The organism is Nonomuraea polychroma (assembly GCF_004011505.1).
Taxonomy (GTDB): Bacteria; Actinomycetota; Actinomycetes; order Streptosporangiales; family Streptosporangiaceae; genus Nonomuraea; species Nonomuraea polychroma.
On record NZ_SAUN01000001.1, the window covers coordinates 10,086,433 to 10,113,122 of the forward strand.

General features: G+C 67.7%; 23 protein-coding genes, 1 tRNA gene, 2 pseudogenes and 1 riboswitch. Of the genes and pseudogenes, 15 read left to right on the forward strand and 11 right to left on the reverse strand.

Translation table 11 applies throughout. The features are described from left to right. Positions 1-61: 61 nt before the first annotated feature. Both nuoH and EDD27_RS46790 read left to right on the forward strand, forming a co-directional pair. The gene (nuoH, locus tag EDD27_RS46785) at positions 62-1,003 is read left to right on the forward strand and encodes an NADH-quinone oxidoreductase subunit NuoH (RefSeq protein ID WP_127939025.1); all 942 of its coding nucleotides are present in this window, start codon (positions 62-64) and stop codon (positions 1,001-1,003) included. Positions 1,004-1,072: 69 nt separating this feature from the next. Next, entirely contained in the window at positions 1,073-2,011 is a 939-nt protein-coding gene (locus tag EDD27_RS46790) for a hypothetical protein (protein ID WP_127939027.1), read from the forward strand. Positions 2,012-2,397: 386 nt separating this feature from the next. On the opposite strand, the gene EDD27_RS46795 is transcribed toward EDD27_RS46790, so the two are convergent. Next, entirely contained in the window at positions 2,398-3,624 is a 1,227-nt protein-coding gene (locus EDD27_RS46795) for a serine/threonine-protein kinase (protein WP_127939029.1), read from the reverse strand. 313 nt (positions 3,625-3,937) lie between these two features. On the opposite strand from EDD27_RS46795, the gene EDD27_RS57450 reads away from it, so the two are divergent. From EDD27_RS57450 to EDD27_RS46835, 8 genes and pseudogenes are all read left to right on the forward strand, one after another. Continuing rightward, positions 3,938-5,329 carry a 4Fe-4S binding protein gene (locus EDD27_RS57450; RefSeq protein WP_277750858.1) on the forward strand — a complete coding sequence of 464 codons (1,392 nt, stop codon included), beginning with the start codon at positions 3,938-3,940 and terminating at the stop codon, positions 5,327-5,329. Further along, positions 5,326-5,991, forward strand: a complete 666-nt coding sequence (locus EDD27_RS46805) for an NADH-quinone oxidoreductase subunit J family protein (protein ID WP_241564626.1) — start codon at positions 5,326-5,328, stop codon at positions 5,989-5,991. Before EDD27_RS57450 ends, EDD27_RS46805 begins: the two co-directional genes overlap by 4 nt. Beyond that, a pseudogene (gene nuoK / locus EDD27_RS46810) lies at positions 5,991-6,272 on the forward strand (NADH-quinone oxidoreductase subunit NuoK); the annotation flags it as partial. The gene EDD27_RS46805 and the pseudogene nuoK, both read left to right, overlap by 1 nt. A 365-nt stretch (positions 6,273-6,637) precedes the next feature. Beyond that, entirely contained in the window at positions 6,638-8,587 is a 1,950-nt protein-coding gene (locus EDD27_RS46815; RefSeq protein WP_127939031.1) for an NADH-quinone oxidoreductase subunit 5 family protein, read from the forward strand. Then, complete coding sequence (locus EDD27_RS46820) at positions 8,587-10,320, forward strand: complex I subunit 4 family protein (RefSeq protein ID WP_127941423.1); 1,734 nt, start codon at positions 8,587-8,589, stop codon at positions 10,318-10,320. Before EDD27_RS46815 ends, EDD27_RS46820 begins: the two co-directional genes overlap by 1 nt. Continuing rightward, complete coding sequence (locus EDD27_RS46825) at positions 10,317-11,825, forward strand: NADH-quinone oxidoreductase subunit N (RefSeq protein WP_127939034.1); 1,509 nt, start codon at positions 10,317-10,319, stop codon at positions 11,823-11,825. The genes EDD27_RS46820 and EDD27_RS46825 overlap by 4 nt, the downstream gene beginning before the upstream one ends. 105 nt (positions 11,826-11,930) lie before the next feature. Next, positions 11,931-12,782: a zinc metalloprotease HtpX gene (htpX, locus tag EDD27_RS46830; protein ID WP_127939037.1), complete on the forward strand. Its 852-nt coding sequence runs from the start codon at positions 11,931-11,933 to the stop codon at positions 12,780-12,782. 2 nt (positions 12,783-12,784) lie between these two features. Next, positions 12,785-14,278, forward strand: a complete 1,494-nt coding sequence (locus EDD27_RS46835; protein ID WP_127939039.1) for a hypothetical protein — start codon at positions 12,785-12,787, stop codon at positions 14,276-14,278. On the opposite strand, the gene EDD27_RS46840 is transcribed toward EDD27_RS46835, so the two are convergent. Together EDD27_RS46840 and EDD27_RS46845 are read right to left on the reverse strand one after the other, a co-directional pair. Next, positions 14,250-14,723 (reverse strand): NUDIX domain-containing protein, encoded by a 474-nt coding sequence (locus tag EDD27_RS46840; RefSeq protein WP_164904103.1) that lies wholly within the window; start codon positions 14,721-14,723, stop codon positions 14,250-14,252. The genes EDD27_RS46835 and EDD27_RS46840 overlap by 29 nt on opposite strands. 300 nt (positions 14,724-15,023) lie before the next feature. Then, positions 15,024-15,515 (reverse strand): YajQ family cyclic di-GMP-binding protein, encoded by a 492-nt coding sequence (locus EDD27_RS46845; protein WP_127939041.1) that lies wholly within the window; start codon positions 15,513-15,515, stop codon positions 15,024-15,026. 327 nt (positions 15,516-15,842) lie between these two features. Here EDD27_RS46845 and EDD27_RS46850 point away from each other — a divergent pair. Beyond that, positions 15,843-15,927 (forward strand) — tRNA-Tyr (locus EDD27_RS46850). A 213-nt stretch (positions 15,928-16,140) separates the two neighbouring features. Here the strand turns inward: EDD27_RS46850 and EDD27_RS46855 are convergent. Both EDD27_RS46855 and EDD27_RS46860 read right to left on the reverse strand, forming a co-directional pair. Next, complete coding sequence (locus tag EDD27_RS46855; protein ID WP_127939043.1) at positions 16,141-16,488, reverse strand: hypothetical protein; 348 nt, start codon at positions 16,486-16,488, stop codon at positions 16,141-16,143. Positions 16,489-16,651: 163 nt separating this feature from the next. Beyond that, positions 16,652-17,584, reverse strand: coding sequence for a tyrosine-type recombinase/integrase (locus EDD27_RS46860; protein WP_241564627.1), 933 nt, complete (start codon positions 17,582-17,584; stop codon positions 16,652-16,654). Positions 17,585-17,782: 198 nt separating this feature from the next. On the opposite strand from EDD27_RS46860, the gene EDD27_RS46870 reads away from it, so the two are divergent. Beyond that, positions 17,783-18,948, forward strand: a protein-coding gene (locus EDD27_RS46870; RefSeq protein ID WP_421917377.1) for an IS3 family transposase whose coding sequence is annotated in 2 segments (ribosomal slippage) — positions 17,783-18,074 and positions 18,074-18,948 — 1,167 coding nt in all. Because the reading frame shifts where the segments join, the coding sequence is not laid out codon by codon here. Between the two features lie 102 nt (positions 18,949-19,050). Here the strand turns inward: EDD27_RS46870 and EDD27_RS46875 are convergent. Continuing rightward, on the reverse strand, positions 19,051-19,989 hold the full coding sequence (locus tag EDD27_RS46875) for a substrate-binding domain-containing protein (protein WP_127939049.1): 939 nt from the start codon (positions 19,987-19,989) through the stop codon (positions 19,051-19,053). Positions 19,990-20,131: 142 nt separating this feature from the next. Here EDD27_RS46875 and EDD27_RS46880 point away from each other — a divergent pair, with 142 nt between their 5' ends. Genes EDD27_RS46880 through EDD27_RS46890 form a run of 3 tightly spaced genes read left to right on the forward strand, consistent with a single transcriptional unit; the run spans position 20,132 to position 22,656 of the window. After that, the gene (locus EDD27_RS46880; RefSeq protein ID WP_206641964.1) at positions 20,132-20,914 is read left to right on the forward strand and encodes an ABC transporter substrate-binding protein; all 783 of its coding nucleotides are present in this window, start codon (positions 20,132-20,134) and stop codon (positions 20,912-20,914) included. Between the two features lie 21 nt (positions 20,915-20,935). Beyond that, positions 20,936-21,637 (forward strand): ABC transporter permease, encoded by a 702-nt coding sequence (locus tag EDD27_RS46885; protein WP_127939054.1) that lies wholly within the window; start codon positions 20,936-20,938, stop codon positions 21,635-21,637. After that, complete coding sequence (locus tag EDD27_RS46890) at positions 21,634-22,656, forward strand: ABC transporter ATP-binding protein (RefSeq protein ID WP_127939056.1); 1,023 nt, start codon at positions 21,634-21,636, stop codon at positions 22,654-22,656. The genes EDD27_RS46885 and EDD27_RS46890 overlap by 4 nt, the downstream gene beginning before the upstream one ends. Positions 22,657-23,174: 518 nt before the next feature. Here the strand turns inward: EDD27_RS46890 and EDD27_RS57455 are convergent. The 5 genes and pseudogenes from EDD27_RS57455 to EDD27_RS46925 all read right to left on the reverse strand — a co-directional run. Continuing rightward, positions 23,175-23,340, reverse strand: a pseudogene (locus tag EDD27_RS57455) (transposase); the annotation flags it as partial. Beyond that, positions 23,328-23,891 carry a C40 family peptidase gene (locus EDD27_RS57460; RefSeq protein WP_127939058.1) on the reverse strand — a complete coding sequence of 188 codons (564 nt, stop codon included), beginning with the start codon at positions 23,889-23,891 and terminating at the stop codon, positions 23,328-23,330. The pseudogene EDD27_RS57455 and the gene EDD27_RS57460, both read right to left, overlap by 13 nt. A 2-nt stretch (positions 23,892-23,893) precedes the next feature. Further along, positions 23,894-24,031: riboswitch (cyclic di-AMP (ydaO/yuaA leader) on the reverse strand. A gap of 382 nt (positions 24,032-24,413) precedes the next feature. Continuing rightward, on the reverse strand, positions 24,414-24,698 hold the full coding sequence (locus EDD27_RS59120) for a zinc-ribbon domain-containing protein (protein ID WP_127939060.1): 285 nt from the start codon (positions 24,696-24,698) through the stop codon (positions 24,414-24,416). A 158-nt stretch (positions 24,699-24,856) separates the two neighbouring features. Then, entirely contained in the window at positions 24,857-26,074 is a 1,218-nt protein-coding gene (locus tag EDD27_RS46920) for an epoxide hydrolase family protein (RefSeq protein WP_241564628.1), read from the reverse strand. Continuing rightward, positions 26,071-26,538, reverse strand: a complete 468-nt coding sequence (locus EDD27_RS46925) for a MarR family winged helix-turn-helix transcriptional regulator (RefSeq protein ID WP_127939063.1) — start codon at positions 26,536-26,538, stop codon at positions 26,071-26,073. The genes EDD27_RS46920 and EDD27_RS46925 overlap by 4 nt, the downstream gene beginning before the upstream one ends. Positions 26,539-26,690 lie beyond the last annotated feature (152 nt).

Below are 26,690 nucleotides of genomic sequence, written 5' to 3' on the forward strand. Positions count from 1 at the left end.
CCGAGCCAGCGCCTGCGGCGCCCTGACCGCCGAATGAACGCCGACCGATGGGAGCCGCCCGATGCTTGACGTGGTGCTCAGCTTCGCCGTCATCCTCATCGTGTTCCTGGTACTACCCCTGATCATCGGTCAGACCGAGCACAAGGTCATGGCCCACATGCAGTCTCGGCTCGGCCCCATGTACGCCGGCGGCTTCCACGGCTGGGCGCAGCTCATCGCCGACGGGGTGAAGTTCGCGCAGAAGGAGGACGTCATCCCGGCCGCGGCCGACCGCCGCATCTTCATGATCGCCCCCGGGGTGGCGCTGGTCCCGTACCTGGTCGTGCTGATCGCCATCCCCATCGACCGCGGCCTCGTGGCCGTCGACCTCGACCTGGGCCTCTTCTTCGTCCTCGCCGTCATGGGCATCGGCGTGCTCGGCTCGATCATGGCCGGGTGGGCCTCGGCCAACAAATACTCGGTGCTCGGGGGCATGCGCTCGGCCGCCCAGCTCATGTCGTACGAGCTGCCGCTGGTGCTGGCGGCCTCCTCGGTGGCGATGGCCGCCGGCACACTGTCGATCCCGGGGATCGTCGAGGCGTGGCAGTGGTGGTGGCTGCCGTGGCAGGCGATCGGCGGCGTGGTCTTCTTCCTGGCCGGCCTGGCCGAGCTGCGGCGGCCGCCGTTCGACATGCCGATCGCCGAGTCCGAGATCATCATGGGCCCGATGACCGAATACACCGGCATGCGTTTCGCGCTGTTCATGCTCGCGGAGTACGCCGGGATCGTGGTGCTGTCCTTCCTGACCACCGTCCTGTTCCTGGGCGGCTGGCACGGCCCGTTCCTGCCCGGCTGGTTGTGGACGCTGGTCAAGGTGTTCGTGCTGGCGTTCGTCGTGATCTGGTTGCGGGTGACGTATCCGCGGCTGCGCGAGGACCAGCTCCAGAAGCTCGCCTGGGCCGGGCTCGTCCCCCTGGCGCTCCTTCAACTGGCCCTCACCGGCGTCGTCAAAGTTCTCATCTGAGTTTCGGGGCGGAAACTTTACACCTGCTTTATTCGTCGTACCCGGACAGGGGCCAATGGGGGATGACGAATGAAGAAGCTTCTTCCGGTGGCAGGCGCGACAAAGGGCAGTCGCTGTCCCAAAACCATCCTGACCACCGACGGGGATTCGCTGACGGTCACCGATAATGCTTCAGGCCATTCGGTACGTCTGAGGCCGGCCCAGCTCTACCACTACAGATATGACCAGGGGGACTCCTCCGTACAGGGCCTGGCCGCATTGGACGCCGACGGCCTGGTCATGCTCGACCTGCCGGGCGACTGGCATACGCCCCACCTGCGGTCCTTCGCGGGGCGGGCCGGAATCCCGCTGGTGGAGGCCCGCGGCAGGCCCGAGCGCCAGGTGCGCAGGGTGCTCGCCGGCCGCGCCCCCGGCTGGACACGCCTACACGGCCTCTTACGCCCGTCATTCAGTAAATGGCGCAAAACCGTGGCGATCTGCGGGGGAGTCGTCGGCCTGGGCGTCATGGCATATCTGGCCTACGCCGGACTGTGGGTCGCCTGGCGTGGCGTCGCCTCAATCGGCCGGCTGATCCTGGACTTCGTCGATGCGAAATGGCTGGTCGTAGCCGTCAGTCCCGCATTGCTGGTCATTCGCCCGGTCGCAGCGAGACTCCACCGATGGCGCGTCAATCAGGGCAGTATCGTAGGCCCGCCCAACGGCCCGTACCTGGTCGGAAAGCGTCCGCGGAAGCTCCAGATCATCCAGAGGAACGTCGTCGTCGCCGATCTCCGCCTGGGCATGGACATCAACGAGGCGTTCAGCCTGCTCCTCTACCGTTACGAGGACCTGACAGGTCTGGCCGTCCTCGACAGGATGGAGCACCTCCTCCACCACCTCCCTGGCCGCTGGCCCCCGAACGACGTGGACCGCTTCGCCAAGCGCCACGACTTGCTTCTGGTCGTGGAACGGTTGTCGCGCGAGGAGTATCTGGACTTGGTCACGCGGGCGAGAACGGCTACCCCGTAGCGTCCGCCGAACCCCAACTCGCCCGTACCAAGGTCGATCGCCGTCCAGAAGCCGTACTCGCCACTTGTTTACATCGTTCGGCTCATCGGCTCCGCAGCAATGCCCCCTCTTGCCGCCATCAGTGACCCTGACCCGCCACCAATGACGTCACCCTCGCCACATACGGCACTCGTCACTGAACACCAGGCCGGCCACAACCCGATGACCCTCGTCGGTTACGCGCTGCTCGGCGGGGTGGGCGCGGCCAGGTCAGCTTTTGCGGCGAGGTCGTCTCCTCCTGGTGCCCAGAGCGGCCCGCCGCCCGAGCCGGGGCGCTCCCGCTTTGGACGGTGACGGCGCTCACGGCAGCGAGGCCAACCAGTGACGATGGCCGTGACACGCGAGGGTCAGTGGATGATCGCCAGCATCACATCGGAGGCCGACGGCCGCTCCTCAGGCCGCTTGTTGAGGCAAGTCCCCACAATCCCGCGCAACGCAGGCGGCAACGGCGACAGATCAGGATGAACCGTGAGCACTCGGTTGAAGACCGCAGGCACGGAGTCCTCCCCGAACGCCGGCCGCCCCGTGGCCGCGAACATGATCGTCACTGCCCAGCTGAACACGTCGGAGGCCGGCCCCACCGTCTCCCCGGACAACTGCTCGGGCGACATGTAAGGCGGCGTCCCCACCATTTTCCCGGACGTCATGGTCATCTGGTCGAGCGCCCGCGCGATCCCGAAGTCGATCACCCGTGGCCCGTCGTGCCCGATCAGCACGTTGCTCGGCTTGAAGTCGCGGTGAACGATGCCCGCCTTGTGGATGGCCGCCAGCGCCCCTGCTGTGGATAACGCCAGCCGAGTGAGGCCGTCCTCGTCGCGCGGCCCGTACTTCCTGACGAGTTGCTCCAGCGACGGTCCTTCCACGTATTCGCTGACGATGTAGGGGTATTGGCCGGTGATGTTCACATCGAGCACCCGGGCTGTGGAAAACGTCGCCACTCGCCGGGCCGCCTCCACCTCCCGTGCGAACCTCGCCCGCGCCGTCTCGTCGACCAGATCGTGCAGCACCTTCACGGCGACCCGCGCCCCGTTGGGCGCCGCGGCCAGGTAGACAGCCCCCTGCCCACCACGTCCGAGCGGCTTGAGCACCCGATAGTGCCCGATCCACTCAGGCTCCCCGGGCCGCCGCTGGTAGGTGGGCGCGGTGGTCCGCTGCCGCAGATCCACGTGCGGCATGGGCCGCTGGTGCTGTCCATGCTGTCCGTGCTGTCTGTGCTGTATGTGCTGCATGTGCACAGGTGGCTTGAACCGCGCCCGCACCATCATCGGCACGAGGATCCCGGAGTGGATGACACCGCCCATCCAGCTGACGAACAGCCCAACGGTCGCCACCGCATCCAGCGGCTGAGGAATGCTGTCGACGTCGTCGTACGAGATCACCGGGATGACGAACGAGCCGATGGCCACCAGGTAGGCGCAGGCGGCGACGGCCTGGACCACGCTGCGCAGCCAGAACGCCGCGAACCCGATGGTGAACGGGGTCGCCAGCCCGCACGTGAACAGGGGCAGGCAGGCCCACGCGACGGCGGCCGCCCACGCCCCGCCACCGGGACGGAGCGGATGGCTGTGCTGCATGGCCGAGAGACTATCGCCCTACCGCGGTTCATACCGGGCATGTCCTCAGCTTGTGGATAACCTCGCGCTAACCTGTGGATGGCTGTGGAAAAACTGGGGACAGTGCGCTTGCGCATTCACGTGCGCGGCCAAGTGCGACATGATGTTGATTATGGGGCGGATACCGGGAGTCGGACTGGCAAAGGGGTTGTCCATCACCCTTCGCCACATGCTGCGCCGATCGGTGACGCAGCAATATCCCGAGGTCAAGCCTGCCCTGCCGCCCCGCAGCCGAGGCGTCATCGCCCTGGTCGAGGAAAACTGCACCTCCTGCATGCTCTGTGCCCGGGAGTGCCCCGACTGGTGCATCTACATCGATTCCCACAAGGAGACCATCCCGGCGCCTGAGGGCGGCCGCCCCCGCCAGCGCAACGTCCTCGACCGTTTCGCCATCGACTTCTCCCTGTGCATGTACTGCGGCATCTGCATCGAGGTGTGCCCGTTCGACGCGCTCTTCTGGTCACCGGAGTTCGAGTACGCCGAGGGCGACATCCGTAACCTCGTGCACGAAAAGGACAAACTGGCGGCCTGGACCCAGACCGTCCCCGCGCCCCCGGCTCACGACCCCGGCGCCGAGCCGCCCAAGGAGCTCACCGCCGCCCCCCGCCGCCCGGCGCCCGACCGTTCACCCCGCCCGCCCGGGGATCGCGGACCCCGCACATCCACCGACCAGGGCACGGACCGCCCATCCCGCCCCGCCACCGACCGCCCAGCGCGTCAGGCCGCGGACCGCCCATCGCGTCAGGGCGCGGACCGCCCATCGCGTCAGGGCGCCGAACGTCCCTCACCCCCGCCCTCCGATCGCGCGGCCGGCCAGTCCACCGATCACCCAGCCCGCCTGGAGCCCGGCCACCCCTCTCACCCGGCCACCGAAACCTCCGCTGTCCCTGCAGCCGACCAGCCCACCAGTCCGGACGCCGAACAGCGCACCAGCCTGCGCGGCGAACCGACTGGCCCGGCAGGTGCCGAACCGACAGGGCGGGGTACCGAACCGACTGGCCCAGGTGCCGAACCGCTCGCCTCGGGCCGAGCCGCCGACCGCGCCGTCCGCCCAGCGGACTCGCCGGCCTCCCAGACACCAGACACCGCCGCCCGCGAAGGCGCTCCGACGCAGACCGGCGCAGGCGCACCAATCGCCCCCACAGGAACGGAAGCGGCCGACCACGTCGAAGAGGCGGAACCCGCGGCTCGCACGCAGGACGCGCAACCGACGACGCAGACGCCCGGCGAAGGCCCCGCAGCGGCATCAGACGCCGCAGCCAGACCCCAGCGCCAACGCCGACCGATGTCGAACGTACGCGGAATCCGCCCACCCGGGATCCTCCCCACCGACTCCGAGGGCCAGGCCGTCCCGCCGCAAGCCGAAGACGCCACCCCCTCCCCAGACAGAGCCGCCCCCAGCAGTTCCGCAGCCGAACCGGCTTCCAGGCCGGCAGAGGGCGCAACCGAGGATGGCGAGCACTCGCAGGGAGCAGCTTCATCCACAGGCGGCCCAACCTCAGAAGAGTTGTCCACAGCCTCGGCCGATCCGCAACCGCGACCCGAGCCGGAGGAGCAGACTTCTGCCGCGAGCCCCCGCAGGCGCAAGATGGCCGACCCACGGTCCATCCGCCCGCCCGGACGGCTCGACCCTGACAAGACAAGGGAGTCCGAGGAGGAGTCGTGACCGAGGCGGTGCCCTCCTACCTGTCACCCACAGGGCAAGAAATCGTCTTCTTGCTGCTGGGCGCGGTAGTGGTTGGATCGGCGCTGCTTGTCGTCACGACGAAACAGCTGGTCCACGCCGCTCTCTGGCTGGTGGTCTGCTTCGGCGCCCTGGCGGGGTGCTACCTGGTGCTGACGGCCGAGTTCGTGGCCTGGGTCCAGGTGCTGATCTACGTGGGCGCTGTGGTCGTGCTGCTGTTGTTCGGCATCATGCTCACCCGCGCCCCCATTGGGCGTTCTGCGGACCTCGACAGCGGCAATCGGCTCGTCTCGGCCCTGGTGGCCCTGGCGACGGCGGCCATCCTGGTCACGGTGGTCATCGACGGATTCCGCACGGCCTACACACCGCTCACCCCAGGCCCGGGCGCCGCCAAGGAGTTGGGCGCAAGCGTGTTCGCCACCTGGGTGCTGCCCTTCGAGGCCCTGTCCGTGCTGCTGCTCGCCGCACTGATCGGCGCCATAGTCCTGTCCCGTACGGACATCCCGGGCGGCTCACCATCTGACCGGACAGCCGATCCCTCACCACCCGACCAGACGCCAAGTCCCGCGTCACCCAACCAGACCGTGGACCCACTCCATCAGACCGGCGGCAGCTCGGCACCCGATAAAACCGGGGGTCATTAGTGCATATCGTCTACCCGGCAGTCGTCTCCGCGCTCCTCTTCTCGATCGGCGTCTACGGCGTGCTCGCCCGCCGCAACACGATCCTCGTGCTGATGTCGGTCGAGCTGATGCTCAACGCCGTCAACCTCAACCTGGTGGCATTCGACGTGTGGCTCCGCGACCGTCTGCACAGCGGCCAGGTGCTCACCCTCTTCGTCATCGTCATCGCGGCGGCCGAAGTGGGGCTGGGTCTCGCGATCGTCCTCGCTCTCTACCGCAACCGCCGCACGGTCGACATCGACCACCTCCGCGACCTCGCCGAACCCACCGACGACCCCCCGGTCGCCCTCCCCGCTGACGCCGGCAACCGGACAGCCTCTGTACGAGCCCAGTCGGGCCTCACGGTGGACCACCCCGCTGCCACGGCCACCCCGTCAGCACCTGACGCCGGTCCAGGCAGCATCACTGATCCCGACGTCGTTCCCGCGTCCGGCGCCGCGCTGGATCCGGGCCAGTCGTCCCACGACGGGCCTGCCTCCGATGAGGACCGCACAGGTGTCACGTCAGACCCGCACGAAAACCGTCGAGCCCAGGAAGACGCCAAGAGCGGCCACGAAGGCCGAGACGACACCAAGGGCGAGCAGCCGGTGAAGCGAGGTGGCAGGCGATGACGACCTTCCCGCTGCTGGCCGTCCTCCTGCCCTTCGCGGCCGCCTTCGCCGGCCTACTGCTCTCACGCTGGCCCCATCAGCGACCACCCGCAGCCGTCCAACCCCCCACAGCACCCCGATCACCCCAAACGCCACCACGAGCAGCGGGTGAGCGGGCGAACGCAAGAGCGGCCTGGCTGGCCATTCTCCCCACCGCCGCCTCAGCACTGCTGGCGGCCTGGCTGGCCTGGGATCCGGGCTTCGCCTTCCTCGCAGGCGAAACCACATCACCCCAGCCCACAGGCCAGACCTACGGCACGGTGACCACCGGCGCCATCCCGATCTCGCTCACTCTCCAGGCCGACACCCTGTCCGCCCTCATCGGCGTTCTGGTGACCCTCGTCGCCCTCGCCGTACAGGTCTATTCGGTCGGATACCTCAAAGACGACCCTCGCTACCCGTCCTACAGCGCGTTCATCAGCCTGTTCACCAGCGCGATGCTCCTGGTTGTATACGCAGGCGACCTCCTGGTCCTCTACGTCGGCTGGGAGATCATGGGCCTCTGCTCATACCTGCTCATCGGCCACTGGTGGGAGGACAGAGGCAATTCGCGCGCCGCGGTGAAGGCGTTCCTCGTGACCCGCCTCGGCGACGTCGGCTTCCTCTTCGGCATCTTCGCGCTGGGCCAGGCGGCGGGCAGTTTCCGCATTGCCGACGTCCTGGCGAAGGCGCCGGAGATGTCCACGGCCACTGTCGTGACCGCCACCATGCTTCTCCTGGCCGGTGTGGCAGGTAAGAGCGCCCAGGTCCCGCTGCACACCTGGCTCCCCGACGCCATGGCGGGCCCGACGCCGATCAGCGCGCTGATCCACGCCGCCACCATGGTCGCCGCCGGGATCTTCATCGTCGCCAGGCTCTTCGACGTGTTCCGCGCCGCCCCTCCCACGCTGGACGTGCTGGCCGTGATGGCGGCACTGGGCATGCTCGGCGCGGCCCTGGCCGCGCTGGCGCAGGACGACCTGAAACGGGTGCTCGCCTACTCCACGGTCAGCCAGCTCGCCTACATGGCCGGCGGCCTGGCCGCGAGCTCCGACACCTCGGCCATCTTCCACCTGCTGACGCACGGCGCGTTCAAGGCGCTGCTGTTCCTCTGCGCCGGCGTGGTGATCCACCACGTCGGCTCCAACCTGATGACGCAGATGGGCGGCCTGCGCAGGGAGCTGCCGATCACGTTCGTGACGATGACGATCGGCTTCGCCGCCCTGATGGGCATCCCTCCCGCCAGCGGCTTCTTCAGCAAAGACTCCATCCTGGCGGCCATGGACGACGCCCTGGCGACCGGCACGCTGACGGACGCGGCGGCCCTGCTCCTGTACGGCTGCGCGCTCGCCACCGTGGCCGTCACCGGCGCGTACGCCACTCGAGCCTGGCTCCGCACGTTCTTCGGCGAGACGCGGGCAGTGGCGCTGCCCGAGCCCCAACCCGGCACGGCCCACGTCGTGGACGTCACCGAGGCCCCGCGGACGATGCTCGTGCCCGTCATCCTCCTCGCCGTCCCCGCACTCCTCCTCGGCTTCGCCGGCGAGCTCCACGTGGATCTCGGCGTGGCCGTCATCAGCGTCGTGCTCGCACTGCTCGGCGCAGGGGTGGTCTACGCGTTCTGGCGCAGCGACCCCATCGCCGACCCCGCCCGCCTGCTGGGCCCGCTACGGGTGCCGTGTGAGCAGGCGTTCTATGCGGACCAGCTCTACGCCGCCCTGTTCGTCCGCCCCGTCCTGGCCCTGGCCAGGCTCGTCGTCAGGACCGACGACGTGGTCGTGGACGGCGCGGTACGCGGCTCCGGCAGGTCGGCCCGCGGATTGTCCGGAGTGCTGCGCCTGGCCCAGAACGGCAACGTCCAGCTCTACGTCAGCGGCCTCCTGGCCGGTGTGCTCTTGATCGCGGTGGGGGCGGTGATGTTCGCATGATGGGCTGGATTCCTGTCGCGTTGCTGGCCGTGCCGCTGCTCGGTGCGCTGGCGCTCGTCGTCGCCCCGAACGCTCTGCGCCCGGCGCTGCGGACGTACGGATTGATCCTTTCGGGCATCACGCTGGTCCTGGCCGCCCTACTGGTGGCGGCGTTCGACTACGGGCAGGCCGCGCGGCAGCAGTTCGAGGTGGACATCCCGTGGATCCCGGGACTCGGGCTGCGCTTCCACCTCGGCGTAGACGGGATCTCGCTGCCGCTGATCGCGCTGACGGCCCTGCTGACGTTCCTGTGCTTCGTCTACCTGTGCTGGGGCAGCGCCCGCGCCCCGGGCCAGTTGATGGGGACGAGGCCGAGGGCGCTGGTGTTCACGCTGCTCGTGCTCGAAGTCGGGATGACCGGCACGTTCCTCGCCCTCGACCTGCTGCTCTTCTTCGTGTTCTTCGAGATCGTCCTGATCCCGATGTACTTCCTGATCGGCATCTGGGGCGGCGAGGGCCGGCGGGCGGCGTCGATCAAGTTCATCCTCTACACGCTGCTCGGCTCAGTGGTGATGCTGCTCGGCCTGCTGCTCGTGTGGGCGCAGACCGGCACGCTCGACATCGAGGCGCTGACCGCGGCCCACGGCAGCGGCATGGCCAGATCGGTGCAGATCCTGGCGTTCGTGGCGATCGGCATCGGCCTGGCGGTCAAGACCCCCATGTGGCCGCTGCACACCTGGCTGCCCGACGCCCACACGGAGGCCCCCACCGTGGGGTCGGTGCTGCTGGCCGGGGTGCTGCTGAAGATGGGCACGTACGGCTTCGCCAGGATCGCCATCCCCGTCCTCCCCGAAGGCGCGACGGCGGTGGCGCCGTGGCTGGGCGCGTTCGCGGTGGTCGGGATCGTGTACGGGGCTCTGGCGTGCCTGGCCCAGCGTGACCTCAAACGCATGATCGCCTACTCCTCCGTCGGCCACATGGGCTTCGTGCTGCTCGGCTTCGCCACGCTGACCCCGGCCGGCATCAACGGCGCACTCTTCGCGAACGTCGCCCACGGCCTGATCACCGGCCTGCTGTTCTTCTTGGCCGGGGCGGTCAAGGAGCGCTATCACACCGCTGACATGCCATCGCTCGGCGGCGGCATGCTGACCACACTGCCGCATCTGGGTTCGGTGCTCACGTACGCGTCGATCGCCTCGCTCGGGTTGCCGGGGCTGGCCGGGTTCTGGGGCGAGATGCTGGCGCTCTACGGTTCGTACCAGCCGGCGAGCGGCCTGCCCCGCGGCCTGTTCCTCACCTACATGGTGATCGGCGGCCTGGGCGCGGTCCTGACGGCCGCGTACTTCCTGGTCATGCTCTCCCGCGTCACCCACGGCCGCCCCCCTCAGCCGGCCACGGACCTCCCGCCCGAGGCCGCGGACGGCGATCGCACGCCCTCCGAAGCCACCGACGGCCGTACGCCGTCCGAAGCCACCGACGGCCGTATGCCGCCAGAAGCCGCCGACGACCGTTTGGTCCGTGAAACCCCGGACGAACGCCCCGTCGTCCCGCTCGGCGCGCCACCCGAGAGACAGGCGGCAACGGCGACCGCCGTCCTGGAGCAGCCACTGGCGCCGGCAGGAGACATCAGGACCTACGAGTTGCTGGCATGGACGCCACTCATAGTCCTGATCCTCCTCTTCGGCCTCTGGCCCGGCCTCCTGCTCTCTCTCACCACGCCGGCCGTCCAGACCCTGCTGGGAGCCATCTCATGATCCAGCAGATCGACTACTTCGTCATCGCACCCCCGTTGGCGCTGGCCGTCGTCGCCGGCCTGGTGCTGCTGCTCGACGCGTTCCTGCCCGCCCGCCCGAGCACGAAGACCACCCTGGGCGCGGTCACGCTCGCCGGCGTCCTGATCTCCCTCGGCTTCGTCATCGCCCAAACGGTCAGGGGCGGCGGCCAGACCTTCTGCGTCCCTCCCAACCTCGCCACTGATGGGGCGCTGTGCTCGTTCGTCGCGGACGGGTTCACGCTGGTCTTCGCGGGCCTGATGCTGGTGGCCGCCGTGGTCGTCATCCTGATGTCGATGACCGAGTTGGCAGGTGGCGGCATCCCGATCGGCGAGTGGTACTTCCTCCTGCTCTGCACCCTCGTAGGCGCGGTGACCCTGCCCGCCTCCCGAGACCTGATCATGCTGGTGGTGGCACTGGAGCTGGTCTCGCTCCCGGTGTTCGCCCTGACCGCGCTGAAGCGTTACGACGGCCGCTCCTCCGAGGCCGCCGTGAAGTTGTTCGTGGTGTCCGTTGTGTCCACCGCGATCATGCTGTTCGGCGTCTCCCTCCTCTACGGCATCGCCGGCACGGTCTTCCTGTCCCGGCTGGCCGCCGTCTTCAGCGGCCAGATCCCGGCACCGGGTACGGCACTGCCCGCCGACCAGGGAATGCCCGCCGTCGTCACGGTCGGCGTCGTCCTCGTCGTCGCCGGGTTCGCCTTCAAGGTCGCCGCCGTGCCGTTCCACTCCTGGGCCGCCGACGTCTACCAGGGCGCCCCGCTCCCCGTGGCCGCTCTGCTGTCGGTCATCTCCAAGGCGACGGGGTTCGCCGGACTGATCCTCATCCTGGTCACGGCATTGGCCGGGCAGGCCGCCACCTGGACCCCGATCATCGCGATCATCTCCGCGCTGACCATGACCGTGGGCAATCTGCTGGCCCTGCGCCAGCGTTCGGCCGTACGCCTGCTGGCCTGGTCCTCGGTCGCCCAGTCCGGCTACATCCTGGCCCCGCTCGCGATCGCCGCGCCGGGAGCGATCGGCGCGTCCACCGCCTACCTCGTCATCTACGCGGCCATGAACCTCGGCGCGTTCACCGTCGTCATGCTCGTCTCCAGAACGGCCCCCCGCAATGAGCTCGACGACTACCGCGGCCTCGTCCACCGCAGCCGGGCGGCGGGCATCGCGCTCGCCTTCTGCCTGGTCTGCCTGGCCGGGCTGCCGCCGGGCCTGGCCGGCCTCTTCGCCAAGGTCTTCGTCTTCCGCGAGATCGTCGAGGGCGGCACCGGCTGGCTCGCCCTGGTCATGGCCGTCAACACCGTGATCGGCCTCTACTACTACGCCGTCTGGACGGCACGGCTGTTCACCCCGGAGGCAGGCAGGGCGCCCGTCCTGCACCGCCCGTCACCAGCGATCTGGCCCGCGATGGGCGTGGCCGTGGCGGCGGCGATCCTGTTCTCGATCGCACCACAACTGGTCCTGGACATGACCGCGCTGTCCACCCGATGAGAACGCGCATGTCGCGCTCCGCCCTCAGCTGAGCACGGCGGGGAACGAAGAACCGGGTGATGGTCGTTGGACGTGGTGGAACCCAGACCACGAAGGGGGGGAATCGTGCACCACAACGGTCTGCGCACAGCCGTGCTACTCGGCGGCCTGTCGGCGCTGATTGTCGCGGTGGGCGCGTGGTTGGGCGGCGGCACCGGTGTGCAGATCGCGTTCGTGCTCGCCCTGGTGAGCAATGGCGTCGCCTACTTCTTCTCCGACCGGATCGCGCTGTCGGCCATGCGGGCCAGGCCGGTCAGCGAGGTCGAGCAGCCCACGCTCTACCGGATCGTCCGTGAGCTGTCGACCGAGGCCCGCCAGCCCATGCCACGGCTCTACATCTCACCGACGGCCCAGCCGAACGCGTTCGCGACCGGCCGAAGCCCCCGCCAGGCCGCGGTGTGCGTCACGTACGGGCTGACCCAGCTGCTCGACGAGGCCGAGCTGCGCGGCGTGATCGGCCACGAGCTGTCGCACGTCTACAACCGGGACATTCTCGTCTCGTCCGTGGCCGGCGCGCTGGCCACGATGATCACCTGGCTCAGCTACGTAGCGGTGTTCTTCGGCGGCTCCGACGACGACGAGGGCCCAGGCTTCGTGGGCGCGCTGCTGATGATGATTCTTGGCCCCGTGGCGGCCGGGATGGTGCAGATGGCGATCTCCCGTACCAGAGAGTTCCAGGCCGACGAGTCGGGCGCCAGGCTCACGGGCGACCCGCTCGCCCTGGCCTCCGCCCTCCGCAAGATCGAGATGGGCGCCCGCCGGCTACCGCTTCCCGAGAACAGCCGCCTCACCTCGGCCTCGCACATGATGATCGCGAACCCGTTCAGCGGCTCCGGCGTCGGCCGCCTCTTCTCGACCCACCCGCCCACGTCCGAGCGCGTCGCCCGCCTCGAGCGCATGGCCGGCTACCGCCGCTGAGCATGGGCCGAACCCCCCGGCTGACCGAGGCCGAGCGCAAGCTATGGAACGCGTTCCCCACAGGCGATTTCGTCGACCTGGGCCCGGTCACCTGCGCCTCCGGCAGCCCGGCCGGAGAGAATGCCCCGAAGGACGGCGACACCTGGGGTCCCGAGCGCACGATCCGCGCCAAGGTCGTCTCCTCCCTGCTGCTCGGCGCCCGCGACGCAGGCGCCGGCTCGGTCCCCGCGGTACGGGTACGCGGTGCCCGAATCACCGGCCGACTCGCCCTCGTGGGCGGCGCCATCCAGCACGAACTCGTTCTGAGCGGCTGCCACCTGGACGAACCCGTTCAGCTCACCAACGCCACCACGCGCTCCATCCGCCTGACCGACTGCACATTCCCCGGCCTCAGCGGCGGCGGCATGCGGGTGGCCGGCCACCTCAGCCTCTCCGGCTCCAACGTCACCGGGACCGTCCGCGTCGCCCGCGCGCAGTTCGAGAGCGGCATGTGGCTCGGCGGCACCAAGATCGTCGCCGACGACGGCGAATGGGCTTTATACGCGAACGCCGCCGTCGTGGACTCGGGTCTTTACCTACGCAACGCCGACCTCACCGGCGGAGTCGGCCTGGTCGGCGCCCGTCTGAACGGCGGGTTCTTCCTGGAGGGCGCGACACTCCGCAATCCCGGCAAGGAAGCCCTCACCGCCGACAACATGGTCGTCGAGGACAGCATGCGCTGCACCGACGGATTCCACGCAGACGGCTGCGTACGGGTCCGCGGCGCCCGCATCAACGGAACGTTCTCCCTCAGGGGCACCGTAAAGAGCCCCGACACCCGCTATGCCCTCCACATGAGCCACATGGAGGTCCGCGAGCTCCACCTCAAGCCCGCCGAGCCCGTCGACGGCGTCGTCACCCTCGCGCACTCCAAGGTAGGAATCCTGCAGGACGACCCCGAGACGTGGCCGGAGAACCTCCGCTTGAACGGGCTGACGTACGACCGCCTGCGCGGCTCCGGCGTCGCCCGGAGGGTCGAATGGATCACGCGGGACCCGGAGGGCTTCCGCCCGCAGCCGTACGAGCAACTGGCCGCCTGGTACATCAGCGACGGCAACGACGCGCTCGCCCGCCGCACCCAGCTGGCGAAACTCCGCGCCAGACGCCAGACCCAGGGGTTAGGCGGCCGGCTATGGGGGCGACTGCTCGACGTCGCGGTCGGATACGGCTACCGCCCCTGGCTGGCAGGCATATGGTTCACGCTCTTGCTGGCGATCGGCACGGTCGTCTTCGGCCTCAACCCACCCAGAGCCCTCAAACCCGCCGAGAGCCCCGATTTCAACTCATTCGCATACACCTTCGACCTACTGCTTCCCCTGCCCGCATTCGGGCAACGAGAGCACTTCGACGCGGGCGGGTGGACGCAGTGGCTGGCGTACGCGCTGATCGTCTCCGGCTGGATCCTGGCAACGGCGCTGATCGCGGGAGCTACGCGAATCCTGCGCCGCCCGCAGTGACCTTCCGCAGAATGGCCGCCAGATCCTCCGGAAAGAACACCTCCTCAGTGCTCTCGAGCTCCTCCACGCTCCACCACCGATAAGCGATCGTCGTGTCCTTCTCGATCTGCTCCATGTGCTCGAACGACACGACCGCGTCGCCGACCCGTACCGCGAGAAAGACCTGGTCCTGTGTGATGGCGTACTCGGCCCAGCAGAACTCGATCGTGCTCGTCCCGTACGGCCCGCTGAACTCCTCGACGCCTGCCCGAATCCCGGCTTCCTCGAACAGTTCCCGCGCGGCCGCCTCGGCCGCCGTCTCACCGTCCTCCAAGCCCCCGCCGATGGTGAACCAGAACGGACTTTCGGGCCGCTCGGGATCGAATCCGTGCAGCAGCAGCACCCGGTCCTGATCATCGATGGGCAGAGCCCGCGCCGTGAAGCGACGCAACGGAATCTTCGTCACATCCCCGACCCTACGGGGCCGAGCAACCATGACCACATGGCTCCAAGAGAAGCCGACGGTCACCAGGAGAAACCACCGGTCACCAGGAGAAGCCCCCGGTCACCCGGAGAAGGCGCATGGCCGCCCGCGTTTTGACTAACCACGTCCGGCCATGCTGTCACTGTCAGACGTCGGAACCCACCTCTCGCGGGCACCCGCGACCCCCACGACCGCGTGCCGCCTCGGAGGTGTTCGCGACCGCATGCCGCCTCGGAGGTGTTCACGACCGCATGCCGCCTCGGAGGCGTCGACCACGTGCCGCTATCGGTAGTTGACGAACTGCAACGCGATGTCCAGATCCTTGCCCTTGAGCAGCGAGATGACGTCCTGCAGCTCATCCTTCTTCTTCGAGCTGACCCGAAGCTCCTCACCCTGAATCTGCGCCTTGACCCCCTTGGGCCCCTCGTCGCGGATCAGCTTGGAGATCTTCTTGGCGTGCTCCTGGTCGATGCCCTCCTTGAGGCTGACCAGCATGCGGTATTCCTTGCCGGACAGCTTGGGCTCACCCGCATCGAGGATCTTCAGCGACAGCCCTCGCTTGACCACCTTCTCCTTGAACACGTCGAGCGCGGCATTGGCCCGCTCCTCACTGTTCGCCTTGATCTCGATGTTGTTCTGCCCGGACCAGCTGATGCTCGCCCCGGTGCCCTTGAAGTCGAACCGATGCCCGATCTCCTTGACCGTCTGGTTCAGAGCGTTGTCGACCTCCTGTCGGTCGATCTTGCTAACGATGTCGAAAGACGAATCGGCCAAAACACCCACCCTCTCAGCTGCGAAGCACTACGCGGATCCTGCTTCCCCGGCGTACGCGAAGCGCGAACTATCGAACGAGCGGACCCAGCGAACGAGCCTAGCCAGCATCGGCCCGCCGTGCAGGACGCCGCCCGTCTACACCAATGATCACCCTTCCCCCTCCCTCGCCAGAACAGCACCGCTTTGCCCTGTGGGCGGGTTGGGGATCGTTCCCGGGCAGGTTTCCGGTTGAGCGTGACGCCACAATCCGGCACGGGACAAACCGGTGTCACGTACACCTCGGAAGTCCGCTATCCTTCTGTGTGTCGCCGCGAGAGCGGAAGACACGGCAGGTTGCCCGAGTGGCCAAAGGGAGCGGTCTGTAAAACCGTCGGCTCAGCCTACGCAAGTTCGAACCTTGCACCTGCCACCAGCAGTAAATGCAGAAGAGGCCCTATGGGGCCTCTTCTGCATTTCAGGGGTGTGCAGCCGGATGCCGCTCTGCCCAGCCTTTTGTCGCTGGTCCACCAATATACGTGCAATGATCTTGAACGCGTTTCCCCAGGTGAGCCAAGGGATCTGGCCCTCTCAGGCGTCGCGGCCTCATCAACCGTAGCGCCCTGCGTGGACGTGATCCGTCTGCTGGTCATGGACGGAGGCATCTCATCTGGGGGTCGTAGCAGACCAGGCCGTGCTCTTGAGCGAGGTCAGCGGCGAACTCGGAGACTTCCTCGGCCTTGCTGTACATCATGCAGAGGTAGACGATCGAACCACTGGCTTCGGGAGTCACCGACCAAGGGGCCTCATCAACGTCGTCGACCTCCTCGAGGGCGGGCCATCGTTCGAGAACGGCCTGCACATAGGTGCTGATTCGAGGAGTTGGGGATGTCTCCCCATCTTGATCCATCAGCTCCATGAGTGCTTGGTAGACGTCTCCGGCGATCTCATCGGTTGCCGGCCTTCGCCCTTCCCAGACCGCAAGGTCATAGCTCATGGAAACCTCCGAGCGAAGTCGTTGATCATGATTCGGCTCACGGTACATCGATAACCGCACCTCGGTGTGTTGCAGGACGTGTCGCCTCGTTGATCGGCGGGCCGCCTGAACAGCACAAGGTCCCGGATAGTGTCCGGGACCTTGTCATCGATGTGGTCACGCTTCACGCGGCCAGCGCATCACCGATCCGCTTGTTGGCGATCTCCTGTTGGCCGTCGATGCACTTGGCGTAGACCCTCAGCAGGACATCGACGCTGTGGCCGGCTCTTTCAGCTACGTCGGGCGCTGAGACGCCCACGTTGAGCCAGAGGGACACCGCCGCGTGTCGGAGGTCATATGGACGCTTGGCGAGCGGAGAGGAGACCTGGGCGGGCGCGAAGGCCAGGAGCCGAGCGGCCTGCCAGACCTCGGTGTAGGCCGTGGAGGCGACGACACCACCTCGTTCGCTGCGAAAGATCCGTCCGTCCTTGGCCGTTCCGTACTCGGCGATGTGCTCGCGGAGGATCTTGACCAGCTCGGGAGGGATGGGCACCGGTCGGACGTCTTGTCTGCCCCGGTGCTTGAGGCCGCGTTCTTCGTGGGCATCCCCGCTGTCGGTCCACTGGGTGTTGACCTCTGGCCGGGAAACGTCGATCGTTAGCCGTCCCCAGCCAGAGCTGGGCAGGTGGCAATCCTGGATGCGAAGGCCGACTGCTTCGGCCGGGCGCAGGGCGGCGTAGTACATGCAGGCGAAGAGAGCCATCAGCCGCCGGCCACGGCCTCGACATCCTACGTAGCTCACCGCGGTCAGCAGCTCTTGTGCCTGGCGAGGATTCACTACGACGCGAGGGTCTACTGATTCGGTGGTCTTCGGCGGCTTCCACTTGATCTTGTGCAGCGGATTTGCCGAAAGTTCCTCCAGCTCTACCGCGTACTCCAGAAGGGCATGGAAGACGGCACGTTTGCGGGCGATCGTGGTTGAGGCCGCCGCCTTGCCGTCGAGGCACAGTGTCAGGGCGTGGAGGGCGAGCCGTACCGTCTTGGCCTCCTCCAAGCTTGCCAGGTCGAGCGAGGCGGCTTTCAGCCAGGCCACCGCAGCGGCGTGCTGTTGCGGCACGTCCGGCCGCTTGGCCTCAGGCAGGAGAAGCTACTTACGGAGGACCGTGCGAAGCGCACGAGCGTCCGGGCGGCCTGCGCGGTCCTTGGTCAGGGCGGGCAGGATCGTTGAGAGGGCGTCGGACATGCTGTGAGCTTCCCCCTGTTCTCCGGATACTTGACCTGAGGTCACCCGTGATCATCAGGAAGGATGTCCTTCATGCCCTCGCCACACCCTCCCGAGTTCCGGCGCCGCGCGGTCGAGCTCGCACGCCAAGGTGACAAACCGCTCCTCCAGCTCGCCAAGGACCTGGGCGTCAGCCGGTCGTGCCTGCAGAACTGGCTGCGACAAGCCGACACCGATGAAAACGCCGGTACCGGTGACCGCCTGACCAGCGCGGAGAAGAAGGAACTCGCCGAGCTGCGCCGCCGCAACAAGCAGCTGGAGATGGAGAACGACATTCTCAAGCGGGCGGCGGCGTACTTCGCCCGGGAGAACGTCCTCCCGAAGTAATCTACTCGCTGGTCCGCGAACTCGCCGACGACCGCATTCCGGTCGCGGTGGCCTGCCGAGTGCTCCAAGTGTCGACCTCGGGATATTACGAGTGGCTCGGCCGGCCCGAGCCGCCGCGGGAACTCCGTAATAAGGAACTCACCAAAGTAATCCGGCAGATACATGCCGACTCGCGCGGCAGTTACGGCTCGCCGCGGGTGCATGCCGAGCTCACACTCGGGCTGGGTGAGAAGGTCAACCGCAAACGCGTGGAGCGGCTCATGCGCGAGGCCGGCCTGCAGGGCGTCTACCGGCGCAAGGGCCGCAGCAACCTGGTCAACCAGGCCACCGAGGAGGACCTGGTGCAGCGCCGCTTCGACGTCGAGGCGCCCGATCGGCTCTGGTTGACCGACATCGCCGAGCATCCCACCGGCGGAGGGAAGGTGTATTGCGCCGCCGTCATGGACGCCTATTCACGACGCGTCATCGGCTGGTCCATCGACGCACGACAGAATACGGATCTCGTGGTGAACGCATTGGCGATGGCCGTGGCTCGGCGAAAGCCGGACGCCCGCTCGACTGTTCTGCATTCCGATCACGGCACGCAATATACGTCTTGGGTCTTTGGCAAGCGGCTGCGGGATGCGGGCTTGCTCGGTTCCATGGGAACAGTGGGCGATTGCTACGACAATGCGATGATGGAATCGTTCTGGGGAACGATGCAGCTCGAGCTTCTCGATGCCAGAATCTGGAAAACCCGCGAAGAACTGGCCAACGCCATCTTCGAATGGATCGAATGCTGGTACAATCCATACCGACGCCATTCCAGCATCGGAATGCACAGCCCTGTCACGTTCGAGGGCCTCTACAGGCCGTCAGACACCGCTGAGTGACCTCACCTCAGGTGTCTGTGCTACGGGGGGAAGCTCAGCCCAAACCGAGGGCGCTGTCGATGTGCGTTCGTCAGCCAATCAGGCACCCTCGACGGCCTTGCCCTAGGCCTCGACTCCTGGACCGGCAACCGCTAGTTCCGTGACGTCGCCAGACCTTGAGGTGTCGTAGCCGCCCAGTGACGAGATCCTGTCACGCAGGGCCGGCGTGCGTAGTGCGGCGATGAGATGAGCAGCCGAGTCGAGGGCGTGCCCGACCAGCGCGATGTCGAAGTCCTCCCACGCCAGAGGAATGAACTCGAGGTCCAGGTCGGTAGCAGCCGAGCGGACTCCGAGGCCGACATCGACAGTGCCGGTGGCGACGGCCAGGGCAACCTCGAGATGGGAGCCGACCTGTGGTCCCCGGAGTCTGTCCGGGTCGTGACTGGCGGCCAGGAGCAGCCGGTCCAGAAGGATTCGAGTCCCGGTGCCTGGGCGTCGGGTCGAGACCCGCCTCTCTGCGAGATCGGCGATGCCGGTGATGCGGTGGGGGTTGCCGGGCGGCACGATCAGCCCTTGCTCGCGTCGCCAGAGGTGGATCAGGTGCGGTTCCAGGCCGCGCAGCACGCCGAGCGCGAAAGGCGCGTTGTAGACCCCGGTGTGGTGCAGCAGATGGATCGCGGCGCCGTCAGCGTGGCCCTGACGCACCGCGCTGAGGCCGGCGACACTGCCCTCGCGCGTGACGATTTTCAGCTTCCCGTCCAGCGCGCCGGCGAGGACGTCGAGAGCGGGATCGTCGCTGCCGGCGAGGGTGAAAACCGAGTCCGCGTGCAGGAAACGCCGGGCAGCGAGTGCAGCGCCGGGGGCTATGCGTGCGCGGCGGCGGTCGGCCAGCTCCAGCATTCCGGCGTCGGCCAGCCGGCGCTGTGCCCGGCTGACGGTGGAGGCCGTGGTGTGCCACTGCTGGGCGAGATCGCGGACCCCTGGCAGTTCGTCGCCAGGGTGGAGGGTCCCCGCGCTTATCCGGTGGGCGAGGTCAATGCAAATCTCCCGATATCGGGTCACGCTTGGATAATTTACACTTGCACTGCTCTGAAGTAGCACAGATAGGGCCACAGTGATAAGTAGCAGGCTCTTGGTCATTTGCGCGTGGGTCGGGACGGTCTTACTGGCCGGCTGCGGGACCGTCCCCTCCTCCAGCGGGCCAGTGTCAAACCCTTCGGCGGAGAAGTCGCTGATCTTGGCCACCACGACCAGCACTCAGGACAGCGGGCTGCTCGATGAGCTGTTGCCGGCGTTTACCCGCGACAGCGGCTGGCAGGTCAAGGCCCTGGCGGTCGGTAGTGGCCAGGCCATCGAACTGGGCCGTCGCGGGGAGGCCGACGTGCTACTGGTGCATTCCCCCGCAGCGGAGGCGAAGTTCGTGGCCGAGGGCAGCGCCGGCTCGCGACGGCTGGTGATGCACAACGACTTCGTGCTGATCGGTCCACGGGCCGACCCGGCCACGATACGAGGCACGAAGAGCGTAGAGGCGATGAAGAAGATCGCGGCCGCACGGGCGGCGTTCATCTCCCGGGGCGATGAGTCAGGTACGCATGCCAAGGAGAAGGACCTCTGGTCCAAGGCCGCGGTGACCCCAGGCGGATCCTGGTACCAGTCCACCGGGCAAGGCATGGGCGAGACCCTGCGGATCGCCAGCGAGAAGGCCGCCTACACCATGTCGGACCGGGCCACCTATCTCACCCAGCGCGGCACCCTGGCGCTGGAGGTGCTCAGCGAGGGCGATCCGGGCCTGCTCAACATCTACCACGTCATCGAGATGACCAAGAAAGCAGGCGATCGGGTACAGCCCGACGGAGCGAAGGCATTCGCCGACTGGATCGTCTCCCCGCCCGCGCAGCGGCTCATCGGTGCGTTCGGGGGAGCGAAGTTCGGCCAACCATTGTTCACCCCGGACGCGGGCGCGGACGAGGCGAAACTGGGCCAGTGAGCCTGGCCGGGGAGCTATTTGATGGACGTGCTGCTCGACGGGCTGATAGACGCGATCGGATTGCTGCTCTCCGGGGATCAGGACAGCTGGTCGATCATCATGCTGACCCTGCGAGTCTCGTTGACCGCAACCGCGATCGCCCTGCTGATCGGATTGCCGCTGGGCGCGGCCCTGGCGCTGGCACGCTTCCCGGGCCGGCGGATCGTCCTGGCGGCAGCCAATACAGGGATGGGCATGCCGCCGGTAGTGGTCGGCCTGTTCGTCACCGTGCTGCTGTGGCGCAGCGGGCCGCTGGGCGGGCTCGGGCTGCTCTACACCCCGACCGCGATGGTCATCGCTCAGGCCGCGATCGCCACCCCGATCGTGGTTGCACTGGTCGCGGCCGCGCTGCAACAGGTCGATCCCGACTTCCGGGTTCAGATGCAGGCTCTGGGAGCGACTTCGATCCGCGCGTTCGCGGCACTGCTGGGCGAGGCCAGGTTGCCGCTGCTGGCCGGGGCAATGGCTGCGTTCGGCGCGGTGGTCAGTGAAGTCGGGGCCGCGCAGATGGTCGGGGGCAACCTGGCTGGACAGACCCGGGTGCTGACCACCGCTGCGGTACTGGCCACCAGCCGGGGCCAGTTCTCGCTCGCGATAGCGTTCGGCATGATCTTGCTGCTGATCGCGTTCGCCGTGAATCTGTCGCTGACTCTGATGCAACAGCGACGGACAGTGCTGCGGTGAGCGGCCTCAGCACCGGGATCGGGTGCCGAGACCTGCGCGTGCACGCCGGCGGCCGGGAACTGCTCAGCGTCCCGGAGTTGCACGTCGCGTCGGGACGCACGCTGGCCGTGCTCGGCCCCAACGGCGCCGGCAAGTCCACCCTGCTGCGCGCGCTGGGCCTGCTCAGTAGCCACCGCGTCACCGGACAGATCCTGCTCGACGGCTGCCCCGCGACGCGTTCACTGATGCGCGACGCGATCGCGGCCGTGCTGCAACGGCCGATCCTGCGCCGCGGCACGGTGACCGCCAACGTGATCAGCGGACTGCGTTTTCGCGGCATGAGCCGCCGCGAGGCCCGAATCCGCGCATGGCCGTGGATCGAGGCGCTCGGCCTGGCGCCCCTCGCCGACCGGGATGCCCGCAGCCTGTCCATAGGCGAGGCTCAACGGGTCAGCATCACCCGCGCACTCGCGGTCGGACCTCGGGTACTGCTGCTCGACGAGCCGTTCAGCGGGTTGGACAGCACTACCCGCGCCGACCTGCTCGCCGACCTGCGCGCCGCGCTGACCGGGCAGCCCACCGCCACGATCCTGGTCACCCACGACCGGCAGGAGGCCCTCGCCCTGGCTGAGGACACCGCGCTGCTGATCGACGGCCGGATCCGCCAGCACGGGCCGACTGCCGAGGTGCTGGACCACCCCAGTGACGCCGACACGGCCCGACTGCTCGGCTTCACCAACCTCCTCCCAGCGGTTCTCACCGGCCGAACGCACACACTCGCGGCGCGTCCCGAGCACACACAGCTCGTCCTCGACCCATCCGACGGTCCCGCTGACCAAACCGATGATGTACAGGTGGTGACCGGAACGCTGCGCCGGACCGTCGCACTCGGCATCGCCACCCGCGTCGACGTCGATACCTCCACCGGCCCGCTGACCTGCCTGCACCCCGGCGACGTGCTCGCCACCGAGCTTCCACCGATCGGCAGCCACGTCCGCGTCAGGATTCGGCACGCGCGGTCATTGATCAACGCTGACTGAGACGACGTCCTCTAGCACAGCGCCCGCCCGGCCGATCCCCACGAGCTCGCCCCAGCTCAGCCGGGCGACACCGTTCGCCTGGTGCCGGGACCTCCGCCGAAGTAACGATCGCCGTGGTGCCCGCGGCTGATCTCGGCCAGTAAACCACCACCGCACGAGGGTCGATCAGGGCGCGGTCGGCGGTCGGTGCTACGTCGCCGGCGCGGTTGGCATCGGCCAGGACGCGATACACGCTCGCCACCGAGGGATGCTGGCCCTTGTACTTGCCTGTCGGGATGACCAGCTTGCTGGCAATGTCAGGCACGGCACCTGGGCATGAGGCAGACCGGTGCTGGGATCGACCACGAGCCAGATCTCGGTGAGCAGGCCCGGCTCCCCGGCCTCGGTAAGGGCCTTGTCGAGGCGGGCGATCTGCTCGGGCGGCGATTGAACGGCCTACAAAGGCACATACGTGTGCGTTACGCACAGGGGGCTGTCATGTCGGAGTACGAGCACAGGATCGGCACCAGGACCGGCGTCTTGGGCACGTGCGCCGACAAGTTGCGAGCGAAGTGGACCGGCAGCGCTAATGGGCGTGCCTTGGAACGAGCGCTTGAGCGCGGCGACCAAGCCGGCGTGCCGGCCGGAGATGACCAGCCGCACGCCGGTCGGCCCGCGCCCCGCCGCCGTTGTCACACAGTGGCGGTGAGCATCGAGGGTGCGGGGGTCTTGCGTTGCTGGATGGAGAGCCGCACGCCCTTGGGGTCTGGCCGTACGGCGCCTACGAAGGACTCCCTGCGCCAGTCGGAGAGCCGTTCCTCTTTGACCACGTCTCCGCTGCGCGGTGCGTGCACCATGTAGCCGGGCTTCGAGATCATCCCCACGTGCCCGAGTCCGTGGAAGAAGACCAGGTCACCTGGCTTGAGGTCGTCCCAGGAGATCTTCCTGGAGAACGCGTTGTACTGTTGCGCCGCGGTGCGCGGCAACTCGATCCCGGCGTGCTTGTACGCCCTGAGCATGAGCCCGGAACAGTCGTAGCCGCTGTCGCTGGTCCCTCCCCAGACGTACGGGATGCCGCGCTTCTTCATGGCGAAGTCGAGGGCGACCTTCCAGGCGGGAGTGGGCTGCCGCTTCTGCAGGATGCGTTTGACCTGGGGGCCGGTCAGGGTGGTGGGGTCGTGGGGGGCGGCCTGGGCCGGAGCGGCCAGAGTGATCCCGGCGATGGCTGCCGCCAGGCAGATGGCAATGCGAGACATTGCTGTCCTTCCATGCGGCCTACCGGGTTAGCTGACGGGCTCGGGCCTGGAAGTGGCCCTACGGCGATGCCGATTCGCCCCAGAAAGAACTTGGGTCCCCGGCTCCACACAACGGTGAGTGGATTAGGCGGGACGAACTCTAACGAAACGGTCAAAGAGTTGTAAACCATCTAAAATCGGTCGTCCGGAGCATGAGACGGTGTGTTCGTTAACCGAGAGGAGTCGGTAGGGCGCCGCCCTACGTGCCGGGCGAGGCCAAGCAGTTAGTGGCTGTGTTCGTCCGGTGGGTCACGATGGAGGAGGGCCGGAAGCTGCAACGGATCAGCCGGACCGCGAAGAACCCGGTGAAACTCCGCCGGGCGATCGTGGTGCTGATGTCCGTCCAGGGCCAGACGGTCAAGGACATCACCACGCTGATGCCAGGTCCGCGAGGACTACGTCCGCGATGTCATCCACGCCTTCAACGAGCGGGGGGTTTCGACGCGTGGGACCCAAAATAGAGCGGGGGGCGCCCCAAGACGATCAATGATGAGGTGCGTGAGCACATCTGCTTGCGCGGTTCCGCTTCCGCCAGCATTCCGGGCCGCCCGTCGGGTTGCGCCGGGTCCGCAACTGCAAGATCGCCGACCAAGCATACCCGCACCCGGCGTTCGAACATCGCCATAGGCAGCGATCCATGGACGATGGCTGCATCTCCTCCAGCCTGAGCCCCGGGTTTGAGAGGTTGGAGATGAACTCGCGCTGGAGCCGAGCCCATCGCTCCCGCCGGCCGACGTCCCCATCCTGATCTCCTACAAGCGGCAGCATGGCACCACGCCGGCGGCGAAGTAGTCATCGATGCTGGCCAGCTGCCCGGGATCGAATCCCACCTTCGCGGGGTCGCACGTCACGGACACTCCACTCATCGACAACCTCCGTTTGCCTTCAGGTTTCTGATCGAAAGCGGAACCCGCGGCGCGGCTCGGCTATCGGCGTCCGCGGAAGGTTCGCCGCAGGTCATCGACCCACTGGTCGGGGATCTCCCAAGGGATGAAATGGCCGCCGCGGTCGTGGGCGGTGAGGTTGACCAGGTTGTACCAGCCGGCACGGTCGCTGCCGAGAAAGTGCTGGACGCGCTGGTCGGTGGTGACGCCGGGCGGGTTCTCATAGCCGATGAAGGTGATGCCGGTGGGCGCCTCGACGACCGGCTGCCGCTCATGGGACGGGGTCCAGGGGTAGCGGTTGTTGTTGGCGTAGGTGCGGATCGAGGTGCCGATCGTGTTGGTCACCCAGAAGATCATGGCGTGGGTGAGCAGGTCGTCCTTGGTGAAGACGGTCTCGATGTCGCCGCCGTTGTCGCTCCAGTTCGCCCAGCGTTCCAGGATCCAGGCGAGCATCCCGGCGGGCGAGTCGGTCAGTCCGTAGGCAAGTGTGCTCGGGGCGAGCACGTGCGCGGCCAGATGGACGGCGAACCGCTTTTCCAGCGCCAGGAGCCGGGCACGGATGTCGGCGGGGAGGCCGTCGGGAAGGGGCAGGCCACCGGTGAGGTCCCAGGCCCGGTCGCCGTTGAACAGGGTGAGCTTCTGGCCGGAGCCGATGTGGATGCCGTACAACTCGTCGGCGTACTTGTGGCCGAGCTGGCCGGTGACCAGGGCGCCGACGTCGCAGCCGGCCGCCGCGTACCTGGAGTGTCCGAGGATGCCGGTCATGAGGGTGTGCCACAGGTCGGCGACCTTCCAGAAGTTCATGTCCGGGTGGTCGGGCAGCGGGCTGGAGAAGCCGAAGCCGGGGAAGGAGGGAACGATCACCTCGAACGCCTCGGCGGGGTCGCCGCCGTGGGTCCCCGGGTCGGCCAGCGGGTCGATGACCTTGGACCAGTGCCAGAACGTCCAGGGCCAGCCGTGCGTGAGGATCAAGGGCGTGGGGTCGGGGCCGGCTCCGGGCTTGCGCATGAAGTGCACCGGGACGCCGTCGACCTCGACGCGGTAGTGCTCGTAGACGTTGATCGCCGCCTCGGCCTTGCGCCAGTCGTAGCCGTCGCGCCAGTACTCGACCAGCTCTTCCAGGTAGGGGCGGGTCACGCCGTAGTGCCCGTCCTCGTTGCCTGCGTCATCCGGCCAGCGAGTTGACTCCAGTCGCTGCCGGAGGTCGGCGAGCACCTCGTCGGGCACATGGATGGTTACCGGTTCCAGCGGGAACGTCAAGATCCTTTCTCCTGTTCATGTTGCCGGTCGACGTCCACCAGTCGTCCGAGGGCGGGCAGGGCGGCCACGATGGCGGCCCACTCCGCCGGCGTCAGGTGGCCGACGAGTTCTGTGAGATGCGCGATGCGGTCGGCCCGCCGTCCCTCCACGATGGCCGCACCTGCCGCGGTGATGTGCACGAGCACCGCACGGCTGTCCGACGGGTCCGGCCGGCGCTCCACCAAGCCGTCACGCTGCAGCTTGGTCACCATCTGTGTCATGGCCGGCTGCGTGACCTGCTCGCCGGCGGCGAGCACGGTGAGCCGCTGTGGCCCGCGGCCGGCCAGCGTGTGCAGAACCGACAGCGTCGTGAAGCTCAACTGCTGCACCCTCGGCAGCCGGATGAACATCCGAGTGAACTCCTCCAGCGCAGAGGTCAACTCGGCGACGCTCACTTCGGCGGCCCGGGCTTGCGGTGCGGTCATCGCGCCAACCGCTCCGGGTACGCGAGCACCTCGAGGTGAACAGGCGCCCGTGGTGGGGGAGCCGGCGCGGATGCCGTCACTGGGTTCCTCCGTTCTTCGCCCAGCAAGTACATAAGAGATTTATATAATGATTTTATGCACTACACCGCCGA

What these genes read in the sequence shown, in the direction of transcription:
- EDD27_RS46825 (WP_127939034.1), top strand. Translation starts at nt 10,317, where the DNA reads ATGATCCAGCAGATCGACTACTTCGTCATCGCACCCCCGTTGGCGCTG.
- EDD27_RS46885 (WP_127939054.1), top strand. Translation starts at nt 20,936, where the DNA reads ATGGACGTGCTGCTCGACGGGCTGATAGACGCGATCGGATTGCTGCTC.
- nuoH (WP_127939025.1), top strand. Translation starts at nt 62, where the DNA reads ATGCTTGACGTGGTGCTCAGCTTCGCCGTCATCCTCATCGTGTTCCTG.
- EDD27_RS46855 (WP_127939043.1), bottom strand. Translation starts at nt 16,488, where the DNA reads ATGAGCTATGACCTTGCGGTCTGGGAAGGGCGAAGGCCGGCAACCGAT.
- EDD27_RS59120 (WP_127939060.1), bottom strand. Translation starts at nt 24,698, where the DNA reads ATGCTGCCGCTTGTAGGAGATCAGGATGGGGACGTCGGCCGGCGGGAG.
- EDD27_RS46835 (WP_127939039.1), top strand. Translation starts at nt 12,785, where the DNA reads ATGGGCCGAACCCCCCGGCTGACCGAGGCCGAGCGCAAGCTATGGAAC.
- EDD27_RS57460 (WP_127939058.1), bottom strand. Translation starts at nt 23,891, where the DNA reads ATGTCTCGCATTGCCATCTGCCTGGCGGCAGCCATCGCCGGGATCACT.
- EDD27_RS46790 (WP_127939027.1), top strand. Translation starts at nt 1,073, where the DNA reads ATGAAGAAGCTTCTTCCGGTGGCAGGCGCGACAAAGGGCAGTCGCTGT.
- EDD27_RS46925 (WP_127939063.1), bottom strand. Translation starts at nt 26,538, where the DNA reads ATGACCGCACCGCAAGCCCGGGCCGCCGAAGTGAGCGTCGCCGAGTTG.
- EDD27_RS46820 (WP_127941423.1), top strand. Translation starts at nt 8,587, where the DNA reads ATGGGCTGGATTCCTGTCGCGTTGCTGGCCGTGCCGCTGCTCGGTGCG.
- EDD27_RS46815 (WP_127939031.1), top strand. Translation starts at nt 6,638, where the DNA reads ATGACGACCTTCCCGCTGCTGGCCGTCCTCCTGCCCTTCGCGGCCGCC.
- EDD27_RS46795 (WP_127939029.1), bottom strand. Translation starts at nt 3,624, where the DNA reads ATGCAGCACAGCCATCCGCTCCGTCCCGGTGGCGGGGCGTGGGCGGCC.
- EDD27_RS57450 (WP_277750858.1), top strand. Translation starts at nt 3,938, where the DNA reads ATGCTCTGTGCCCGGGAGTGCCCCGACTGGTGCATCTACATCGATTCC.